Below are 10,265 nucleotides of genomic sequence, written 5' to 3'. Positions count from 1 at the left end.
TGACAGAAAACGTTTTTTTTGGACAAGCGACGCTTAACAGCGGTTCCGGCACGGTTGAATGGGCGGTTGCTTGGCCCTTGGATGAGGATGGATTCTTTAACTCTTACTGCAATACCGTCCCGACACCTCAAGGCGGCACCCATGAATCCGGGCTTCGTTCTGCGCTTGCAAAAGGCCTGCGCGCCCATGCTGAGCTGTTGAACAATAAACAGGCGGCCAAGGTCATCACCGCTGATGACGTTGTTGGGGACGCCTGCATCATGTTGTCGGTCTTCATCCGCGATCCGCAGTTTCAAGGTCAAACCAAGGAACGACTAGCGACTGTAGAAGCAACCAGGCTGGTCGAGAACGCGCTACGCGATCATTTTGATCACTGGCTCTCAGGCGACCCGAGAACTGCACGGTTTTTGCTGGATCACGTCGCAGATCGGGCAGCAACACGTCTACGGCGGAAAAAAGCCAAAGAAACCAAGCGCGCTTCGGCAACCCGAAAGCTGCGATTGCCCGGAAAACTCACTGATTGCACTCGGAAAACACGCGATGGCACGGAAATCTTCCTGGTTGAGGGCGATTCGGTCGGCGGGTCCGCCAAACAAGGCCGCAACCGCGTGACACAGGCCATTCTTCCACTGCGCGGCAAAATCTTGAATGTCGCCAGTGCAACCGCTGACAAACTTGCTGCCAACAATGAAATCAAGGACTTACAGGAAGCCCTCGGCTGTGGCCGCCGCAAAGACTACGACGAAGAGAACCTGCGCTACGAAAAGGTCGTGATCATGACCGACGCCGATGTTGACGGTGCCCATATCGCAGCACTATTGATGACATTCTTCTTTAAAGAAATGCCGCAACTTATTGAAAATGGACATCTTTATTTGGCATTACCGCCGCTGTATCGGATCAATCAAGGCGGCAAGACACTGTATGCACGCGACGATGTCCACAAAGATGAACTGATGGAAACCGAATTCAGCGGCCGGGGAAAGGTAGAAATCAGCCGTTTTAAGGGCCTTGGCGAAATGCCAGCACAACAACTAAAGGAAACCACGATGGACCCGGCGCAGCGCACCCTGGTTCGGGTTACCCTGCCCCAAGGTCACAACGCTGAAGAAATCGATGAGGCGAAGCAAACCGAAAAATTGGTGGAATGCCTCATGGGCCGTAAACCCGAACTCCGCTTCGCCTACATCCAAGAACACGCCCAGTTCGTCGAAAACGTCGACGTTTAGGGCCCTTCGAGACGCGCTTTCAGCGCTCCTCAGGATGAAGTTTTTATAATTATTTCTTCATCCTGCGGAGCCGCGTCAGCGGCATCTCGAAGGACGCCAACTAGATTAGACTTACGGAAACAGTGGTTCCTGCTCTAGCCCCATGGTTTCTTCCAATCCGCACATGACATTCATGTTCTGGATCGCTTGGCCTGATGCCCCCTTTACCAGATTATCAATCACCGACAAGATTATCGCCCGGCCTTTGACCCGATCATCGAACACGCCAATCAGGCAGTGGTTTGATCCCCGAACATGCCGGGTTGCCGGCGACACGCCCTCTGGCACTACACGTACGAACGCTTCATTGCCATACGCAGTTTCGAGCGTGGCGCGCAGATCGTCCGCCGTCGCCCCACCTTCTGTCTTCACGTAGATGCTCGACAAAATGCCCCGGTTCATCGGCATCAGGTGCGGTGTGAAATTCACGATAACCGCCTTCCCTGCTGCACCAGACAAGCCTTGCTCGATCTCCGGCGCGTGCCGGTGATTGGCAACCCCATAGGCATGAACCGCTTCAGAGACCTCAGTGAACAAGGTCCCTTCTTTAGGCCCCCTGCCCGCACCACTAACCCCGGACTTGGCATCAATAATGATGTCTTCCGGCGAAACCTGCCCGGCTTTGAGCAAAGGCACCAACGGCAACTGCGCCGACGTCGGATAACACCCCGGGTTGGCGACTAAGCGCGCGCCCTTAACCGCGTCCCGCGCCAGTTCAGTGATGCCATAGACGGCGTCGGTCTGTAAATCAGGGGCTTGGTGCGCATGGCCGTACCATTCGGCATAGGTTTCGACGTCCGCCAGCCGAAAGTCTGCCGATAAATCGATTATTTTGACATGCTGGGGCATCGCGGAAATCACTTCCTGAGTTGTCCCATGGGGCAATCCGCAGAAAACCACATTAATGTCACTATAATCAACCGCATCAAGCGAAACCAAATCCGGCAACCCAAGCCCGGCCAAATGCGGAAAGACCTCGCCCATGGATTGGCCAGCCTTACGGTCCGCCGTCATAACAGCAATCTCAACCTCTGGGTGGCGGACAAGCAGACGTACAAGCTCCGCCCCTGTATATCCACTGGCCCCAACAATCGCTGCTTTAATCTTGCTCATAATCTTTCCTCACCTAACCGGGTCGATGATCTATACCAAAAAAAAGGCGCCCCGCAAGGGACGCCTTTCTCGGCAATTCCGAATGCTTGCGAATTTAACGCTTCGAGAACTGGAAGCTACGGCGGGCTTTTTTGCGGCCGTATTTCTTACGTTCAACAACGCGGGAATCACGGGTCAGGAATCCGCCCGGTTTCAACGCCGCGCGTAATCCAGGTTCAAAATAGGTCAGTGCCTTGCTGATGCCATGACGGACGGCACCGGCTTGGCCGGATAATCCACCGCCGGTTACGGTGGCGAAAACATCAAACTGTCCCATCCGCTCCGCGGCTTCAAACGGCTGATTGATCAGCATGCGAAGTACAGGACGCGCGAAATAGGTTTCTTGATCCCGGCCATTGACCGTGACTTTACCATTGCCGGGCTTAATCCAGACCCGGGCAATCGCGTTTTTCCGTTTACCAGTCGCATAAGACCGGCCCAGTTCATCTTTCTTGGGCTCAGGTAAAGCTTCAGGCTCCGACGCGACAACGGCAGCAGGTGCCTCTTCAATCGCGGCTTCTTCGGGTGCTGCAGTCGCTGCGGCAGCATTAGATTTGCTTTCCAGCGCCTCTTTCAGGCCCTCAAGTGACGTCGTATCGGCCATCTTTAAGCGCTCCTTGTGTTCTTGGGGTTCATCGAAGCAACATCCAGAACTTCTGGCTGCTGTGCCTCATGCGGGTGTTCATTGCCGACATAGACATGCAGCTTCCGCATTTGCTGGCGACCTAAGGGGTTGCGGCTGATCATCCGCTCAACCGCCTTGATCATCACCCGTTCAGGATGCGCGCCATCCAGAATTTGGCCTGCCGTGCGGGACTTGATGCCGCCGGGGTGGCCGGTGTGACGATAGTAGGTCTTGTCCCGACGCTTGTTGCCGGTCAGCTGAACCTTTTCAGCATTAATAATAATGATGTTATCGCCGCAATCCATGTGAGGCGTATACATAGGTTTGTGCTTGCCACGGAGCCGCAGGGCGACAACCGAAGCGAGACGGCCGAGAACCAGACCTTCTGCGTCGATAATGCACCACTTGCGTTCAATCTCCGACGGCTTTGCCGAATATGTTTTCATCTTAAACCTGTCCGATATGGGATAAATTAATCTGCCGATAATCTTGTCGACAAGGCGCGCAGTATATGCACCCTTTTTCCCAAGTCAACGGAAAATGTTGTTTAAAATCGATAAGTTAGATACACGGTATTATAATACCCTATTGATCGGTCTCTGATCTAAGAGCAACGATTGAATTGCCTGCAATCGCCCCAATGATGACGATCCCGCCTATGGCAGCAACAACCGTCGGAACTTCCCCAATCACCAACCATACCCAGATTGGACCCAACACGGTTTCAAGGAGAACCATAAGCGATGCTTCGGCGGCGGGGATATAGCGCACAGAACTGAAAAACAATAAGAATGCTGCCGGGACAATGAAAACCCCCAAGACCGCCAACAAGGCGACATCGTGCACAGGCACTGCTGCGGGATCAGCAAACCCAGAAGAAATTGTCGCCGCCAAGAACCCAGACAGACAAAACGCGGGAACCATAACCCGCTCCCCATCGATGCGCAGGATAACCAGAGTCAGGGCCTGCAAGATTGCCGTGAACAATGCTAAGACATCCCCTGTCAGCGTACCGCCCCCCAACGAGTCGGCAAATATAATGACCACACCGAAAAATCCGGCGAAGATCGCCCACCAGGTACGGTTTGCCACTCTTTCGCCTAAAATCATCCAGCCCAATAAAGCGCTGAACAACGGCATGATGGCTAAGATGACGAGGGTATTGGCGACAGTCGTATGGGTGATCGCAGCAACGAACCCCATATTGCTGGCGGTCAGGGCGAATACCGCGAGCACTCCTCGTCTACCGATCCCTAAAATAACGTTCAGTGTTTGCGCGCGGTGCTGCCACAGCAAGACCAGCGTGAATGTAATCCCCATGAACAGGGACCGATAAAAAATCGCGTCCCAGGTTCCCGCATGGTCCAGCAAGCGCATGAACAAGCCATCAGGACTTATGATGATGACCCCAGCAGCCGCCATCAAAATACCCTTGCGAAAATTATCTGTAGGCTCAGTCAATTGTTGGGTAACGGGCAACCGCGTCTTCGTTCCAGGTAACGCCCGTGCCAGGACGATCAGGGATAATCGCGTAGCCGTCCTCAACCACCATGGGTTCCGCCATGACAGGTGCGCCCCAATCGACGAATTCAAGCCAGTGAGCTGTTGGGGTAACCGTCATAAGGTGCGCGCTGACTTCGGGGAACAGGTGTGACGACATCAGGGTATTTTTTGATTCTGCCAGCGCCGCCGCCGCTAACCAACCAGTCACGCCACCAATCCTTTGAAGGTCAGGCATGACGTAATCCGCCGCGCGCAGGTGAATGGCTGATTTCATATCGTTGAGATTGCGAAAATTCTCGCCGATTTGAATCGGTGTTTCGACTTCCTTCGCAACAAAAGCGCAGCCGATATGGTCGTCGTGAGCAATGGGCTCTTCGATCCAGGTGATATCCTCTGCATCCAAGGCGCGGCCACGAATGACGGCCTCCTCCACGCTCAGCGACTGATTGTAATCGGTCATCAGCGGTGTATCGTCTGGAATAACCTTACGAACAGCACGAACGGCTTCGATGTCTTCCTGCCAAGTCGGATACCCGAGGCGGAGCTTTAGTGCCTTAAAACCCTCTCCTAGTAGATCAACGGCCTCCTTCGCCAAGGCGTCCATCCCCATCAAGCTCATGCCCTTGCTGTTGTAGGTCTTCACGCGATCAACTTCGCCACCAAGCAACTTATAAAGCGGCATGTCTGCGGACTTGGACAGGGCATCCCAACAGGCAACATCGAAGCCTGACAACGCCATGCTGATAACCCCTTGGTTGCCGAGCAACATGAAACGACCCAGCAGCTTATCCGCCAGGTCGGCTGGGGCGACTTGGTTGCCGCGCACCAGTTCCAAGCTTTCGGCAAGCACACGCTGCATCATCGATGCTGTCATAGGGTGGTAACAGAACAGATAGGCGTGACCGGTTACGCCTTCATTGGTTTCAAGATCAATCAGCACCAACGGCGCTTCAGACATCTTACCGCTGCTGGTGGCGAGTGCGCGGTTCATTGGAACGCGGACAGCCCGCGTTTTCAGGTCCTTAATGGTGAGGGTTGGACCCGGGTTTACCACACCCGGTCCGCGCTGAAGGCTTTTAAGCCAGCAAAAACGGTGCGGTGGGCAGGTGTGTCCACGCCGACGTCTTGTCCAAGATGATCAACAGCACCACTCAACCAGGGCATTTCAATCTTTATGCCTTTGTTCAGGTCATGCAGGGTAGACGCAACCATGCCCTCCGGTAGAGTCTTGATGAACCCAAAAGTCTTTTCTGGTTGATCCTCATCCAGGTCAATCCCCTTTGCGCGGCCGACAGCGACGATTTCACGCATACAGTCCATCAAGAATGCCCGCATTTCATCATCTTCACGAATGGCGCCAATGCCTTGGCGGGTTAATGTCGTCGTCGCGGCCAAACTCGCCAGGAAAACGAATTTTAGCCAGATTTCCTTTTGAATGTTCTCAGACGACTCAGCGACCACATCTACCGCTTTTAAGGCAGCTACCAGAGCATCGATCCGGTCAGACGTGCCGCCCGTAAGCTCGCCCATCACAATCCGTTGCAAGGGGGCCATCTGCTTGATGACGCCAGGTGCCGCAATGGTGGTTGAACACTGAGCAATTCCGCCGACCATGTGTTCCATACCGACAATGCCGCCGATGATGTCGTTGAATTCGACGCCGTTTTGAAAGGACACGACCATTGTATCAGGGCCAATCATCGGCTTCATGTCTTCGGCTGCATCAGCTGTCGCCCAAAGCTTTACGCCAAAGATGATATAATCAACCGGCCCGACAGAGGATGGATCGTCTGTCGCTTGAACGGGTTTAACGACCGCATCGCCGTGATGTTCGCTCTCGATCTTAAGACCGTCCGCCTGCATGGCCTTCAGGTGATCACCCCTGGCAATAAAGGTTACGTCTTGCCCTGCAGCAGCAAGCCGGCCGCCAAAATAACCGCCAATTCCACCGCTTCCCATAATTGCAATTTTCACGTTGCTGATCCTTCTAGGCTACTTTGTTCGTTAAAACAGGAATACCGGTGATGTCGATTTCAACGACGTCGCCGGAACTTAGGTAATTCCCGGATGCCATGCCAACCCCATGCGGGGTGCCGGTGGCAATCACATCACCCGGCATCAAGTTCACCCGGGTTGAACAGAATGAAACAAGTTCGGGAATTTTGAAAATCAATTCCTCGGTCAGGGCATTCTGTCTTACGTCGCCGTTAACCCGTGTTTCCACTGTCAATTGGCCAGCCTTGAGCTCGGTTTCAATCTCATCGGTGGTGACAATTGCGGGTCCCATTGGCGATGACCGTTCGAGACATTTCCCGGAATACCAATCCAAGAAGACTTTTTCTCCGGCCTTCACCCACAAAAGGTTGCGGGCACTGGTGTCATTGAACGCAGAAATTCCGCCAACATGGGACCACGCGTCCTCGAGCGGAATGTCATAACCTTCCTTGCCAATAACGACCGCCAATTCACCTTCGTAGTCCAATTGGGTAATCATGTCGTGATGATGGATTTCCGCGCCATCACCGATCATCGAATGATAGACCTTGAAGAAGATGATGGGGTTTTCAGGCACCGCCTGACCGGTTTCATTGACGTGTCCTTGGTAGTTCAAGGCAACGCACAAAACCTTGGTTTCAGGGTCCACAGGGGCCAATAATTCCACGTCACTTAACTGGATGGCGGCAGACTTATCCGCAGATAATGCCCCTGCCCCAGCTTGCGTCATCGCTTCTGACACAGATGCGGCATTCGCGGGAAAGATTTTATCGTCTTCTAAAATCCCCACGGAGACGGCATCACCGTCACGGTACCTGACGATCTTCATCTATAAATTCTCCTACTCGAATAAAAGTAAAGTTGGCTGGCGGTTATTTCTTTTTTTTGGGCTTTTCCAAGTCCAATTCCACAACCCAATAATACCGCGACAGAGTCCGAATTCCACTGGGCCAAACCTTATGCAAGGTCGCACCACGTCCTTCCATTCCGCGCATTACACCATAGTCCTGATAAATTCCCATGTGAAATTCTTCAGGCGGGAACTTCGCCGTTATCACAATGTTGAAACGCCCCTCTGGATTCTGATCCATGGCCTGTTGTAAACCGGCACTGATCCGCGACGGGCCGGTGACGTAGCCATAACCGTGATAAAGCGCCAAAACCAAGGCAACCAACATAAGAAAACGAAAGTCGCGCCGATTATACCAGTGGTGCTGCTTTACCGCTGTTTGTTCTTGTTCAGTTTCAGACATGTTATTTCGGCTTCCAAACCAGGCCCCAGCGCTCAATCGTATAACGTTCAAGCGGCTGCAAAAGGTAGCGGTCCGTCGCCATCCAAATGACAGAAATAATAATAACGCCTAAGAAAACTTCTTCGATCTTAAATTCTTCGGCAGATGAAAATATCATAAACCCGAGCCCACTATCGCCACCGATCATCTCAGCTGCGATTAGCGCGCGCCAGCCAAAGCCCATGCTCATGCGCATGCCGGTAATCATCGCCGGCATCGCCCCTGGAAGGTAAACGTGCTTGATGACGTCCCAGCGGCTCCCGCCCATGGTCAATACGCTATTTTCCAGAACCTGAGGAATACTTCGAACCCCCAACATTGTATTGAAGAACATCAGCCAAATGATGGTGTTGAGCATGATGAACAGGGTCGTCACCCAACCTACGCCAAACCAGACAATGGCTAAGGGAATCCAGGCAATACCCGAAATTGAGTTGAAGAAGATGGCGATAGGTTCCAGCAACTTGGAAACGAACCTATTCATGCCAGCCAAGACACCGAAGGCGATCCCGACCGGCAAACCAATCGCTGCCGCCAAGATGACGCGGCCAATGCTGGAAAGAATATGGGTCGATAACAGACACGAATTCTCGAGGGCGACTATTTCACCGACACCGCCACATTCCTCCTGCAAGGTCCAGGCAGACTCGATCACCTCGCCTATGCTTGGCAGATAGATCGGCTCCAACCACTGGAACGCGCCGTTCATGTACCACAGGCTCAAAAGGACAACGAACGGGATCGATCCCAGCGTAAATGCCCGTATGTTTTGACGGCCAAACTTGGTCTGAATGGCGATAGAGAGATCGTATAAGGCACTCATCGTTGTACGAGCCCCCATCTCTCAATGGTATCGGCTTCAAACGGGCGAAGCAGGTATCTATCCAACACAATCCAAGTCAAACCGATCACCACCATCCCCAAAATAACTTCGTGGGTCCGGTCGGCGTCTTGGCCTGTAAAGATCATCCAGCCCATGCCTTGGCGACCGGCCAGCATTTCACCGGCAATAACCGCACGCCAGCCAAATCCAATGCTCAGACGTGACCCGGTCGCAATGTGGGGCATGGCACCCGGTATAAGAACGTCTTTAACAATCTGCCAATGGGACGCTCCTAACGTTTGTGCTGCTTGCACATATCGCATGGGAACCGTCCGAACGCCTGACAACACGCTGAAAGCGACGGGGAAAAAAGCCGTATAAAGTATAATTGCCAGAACGGTTTTCTCGCTATTTCCCCACCAAATAACAATAATCGGGAAAATCGCGATCCCTGAGACCGACTGAAAGAAGTTCAAGATCGGATAAAAAATATCTGAAACCGTCTTGTTCAGTCCTAAAGCCAACCCAAACGGAATGCCCAAGGCCAAACCAATAAAGCTACCGGTAACAAGCCGTGCCATGGTTTCGCCGAAATAGACCGGTAATAATCCTTTATGGAATAGATCGAACGAAGAAAATATCACCACATCAGGTGCCGGCAGATATCTGGCAGGGTTATCAATGACGCCGGAAACAAAGTTCCAGACGTACAGAATCACACAAACGACGAGGATATTATTAATCGCTTCAGCACCGGAAAAATGCCGCCAGAACGCCTTGAACCGATTTAAATTCTCGGTCAGATTATTCGTCATCTCGCGTGACCTCTTCCCGAACAAGCCTGAGAATATTGTCGCGCGCGGCAATAAACTCCTCGTCTGCGAGCATGTCTTTCCAAATTCGCCTTTCGCGCGGGATTTTGATGTCCACAATTGCTTTTAGTTTGCCGGGACGACGCGACATAACGAAGCATCGATCTCCCAAGAACGCCGCCTCATCCACCGCGTGGGTGATGAACATGGTGGTCTTCTTGGTAGTAATTGCGATGCGGTTGATTTCTTCCTGTAGGGTAATCCGAGTCTGCGCATCCACCGCAGCAAACGGCTCATCCATTAACATGACTTCCGGGTCCGCACACAAGGTCCGCGCGACCGCGACCCGTTGCTTCATACCGCCGGATAGTTCGTGGGGATAGCGGTCTTCAAACCCTTCGAGGCCCACCAAGTTGATATATTCGCTTACCTTGGAATTACGCTCCGCTTCAGGAACACCGCGAATTTCCAAACCATGGCCGATGTTTCGCGCCACCGAACGCCACGGTAGGATCGCGTGCTCTTGAAACACAACGCCGCGCTCGGGTCCCGGGCCGTCAATCTTCACCCCGTCAACGTAGGCAGAGCCCACTTTATACGGCAGAAGTCCGGCTAAAATATTCAATAAGGTCGTTTTGCCGCAACCACTTGGGCCAACAACAGCAACAAATTCACCTTCTTCAACTTCTAAATTTATATTATCCAGGGCATGAACATCGATGCCAGTGTATTCATCGGGGTAATGATGAGATAACCCCTCAACAACTAGTTTTGCAGTCATAAAACAACTCTTTC

12 protein-coding genes are annotated in these 10,265 nt (G+C 52.8%); 1 reads left to right on the top strand and 11 read right to left on the bottom strand.

Features of this window, described 5'->3' with window-relative positions; translation table 11 throughout:
* The coding region (locus tag HOM51_10170; protein MBT5034875.1) for a DNA topoisomerase IV subunit B at positions 1 to 1,229 on the top strand (1,229 nt) is incomplete at its 5' end.
* Positions 1,230 to 1,340: 111 nt separating this feature from the next.
* Here the strand turns inward: HOM51_10170 and HOM51_10165 are convergent.
* The 11 genes from HOM51_10165 to HOM51_10115 form a co-directional block, all read right to left on the bottom strand.
* Positions 1,341 to 2,381 (bottom strand): N-acetyl-gamma-glutamyl-phosphate reductase, encoded by a 1,041-nt coding sequence (locus HOM51_10165; GenBank protein MBT5034874.1) that lies wholly within the window; start codon positions 2,379 to 2,381, stop codon positions 1,341 to 1,343.
* 94 nt (positions 2,382 to 2,475) lie between these two features.
* Positions 2,476 to 3,024 (bottom strand): 30S ribosomal protein S9, encoded by a 549-nt coding sequence (gene rpsI, locus HOM51_10160; protein ID MBT5034873.1) that lies wholly within the window; start codon positions 3,022 to 3,024, stop codon positions 2,476 to 2,478.
* A 2-nt stretch (positions 3,025 to 3,026) separates the two neighbouring features.
* Positions 3,027 to 3,491, bottom strand: a complete 465-nt coding sequence (gene rplM, locus HOM51_10155; GenBank protein ID MBT5034872.1) for a 50S ribosomal protein L13 — start codon at positions 3,489 to 3,491, stop codon at positions 3,027 to 3,029.
* A 139-nt stretch (positions 3,492 to 3,630) separates the two neighbouring features.
* Positions 3,631 to 4,467: a DMT family transporter gene (locus tag HOM51_10150; protein ID MBT5034871.1), complete on the bottom strand. Its 837-nt coding sequence runs from the start codon at positions 4,465 to 4,467 to the stop codon at positions 3,631 to 3,633.
* A gap of 31 nt (positions 4,468 to 4,498) precedes the next feature.
* On the bottom strand, positions 4,499 to 5,539 hold the full coding sequence (locus HOM51_10145; protein MBT5034870.1) for a mandelate racemase: 1,041 nt from the start codon (positions 5,537 to 5,539) through the stop codon (positions 4,499 to 4,501).
* A 56-nt stretch (positions 5,540 to 5,595) separates the two neighbouring features.
* Positions 5,596 to 6,522 carry a 2-dehydropantoate 2-reductase gene (locus HOM51_10140; protein MBT5034869.1) on the bottom strand — a complete coding sequence of 309 codons (927 nt, stop codon included), beginning with the start codon at positions 6,520 to 6,522 and terminating at the stop codon, positions 5,596 to 5,598.
* Between the two features lie 13 nt (positions 6,523 to 6,535).
* A complete protein-coding gene (locus HOM51_10135; protein MBT5034868.1) occupies positions 6,536 to 7,372 on the bottom strand; it encodes a fumarylacetoacetate hydrolase family protein in 837 nt (278 codons plus the stop codon).
* Between the two features lie 43 nt (positions 7,373 to 7,415).
* The gene (locus HOM51_10130; protein MBT5034867.1) at positions 7,416 to 7,796 is read right to left on the bottom strand and encodes a hypothetical protein; all 381 of its coding nucleotides are present in this window, start codon (positions 7,794 to 7,796) and stop codon (positions 7,416 to 7,418) included.
* Position 7,797: 1 nt separating this feature from the next.
* The gene (locus HOM51_10125) at positions 7,798 to 8,658 is read right to left on the bottom strand and encodes an ABC transporter permease (protein MBT5034866.1); all 861 of its coding nucleotides are present in this window, start codon (positions 8,656 to 8,658) and stop codon (positions 7,798 to 7,800) included.
* Entirely contained in the window at positions 8,655 to 9,473 is an 819-nt protein-coding gene (locus tag HOM51_10120; protein MBT5034865.1) for an ABC transporter permease, read from the bottom strand. Before HOM51_10120 ends, HOM51_10125 begins: the two co-directional genes overlap by 4 nt.
* Entirely contained in the window at positions 9,463 to 10,251 is a 789-nt protein-coding gene (locus HOM51_10115; protein ID MBT5034864.1) for an ABC transporter ATP-binding protein, read from the bottom strand. The genes HOM51_10120 and HOM51_10115 overlap by 11 nt, the downstream gene beginning before the upstream one ends.
* Positions 10,252 to 10,265 lie beyond the last annotated feature (14 nt).

The sequence above is a fragment of the Rhodospirillaceae bacterium genome (genome assembly GCA_018660465.1).
GTDB lineage: Bacteria > Pseudomonadota > Alphaproteobacteria > Rhodospirillales > JABJKH01 > JABJKH01.
This window is presented reverse-complemented; position numbering and strand designations above follow the sequence as displayed.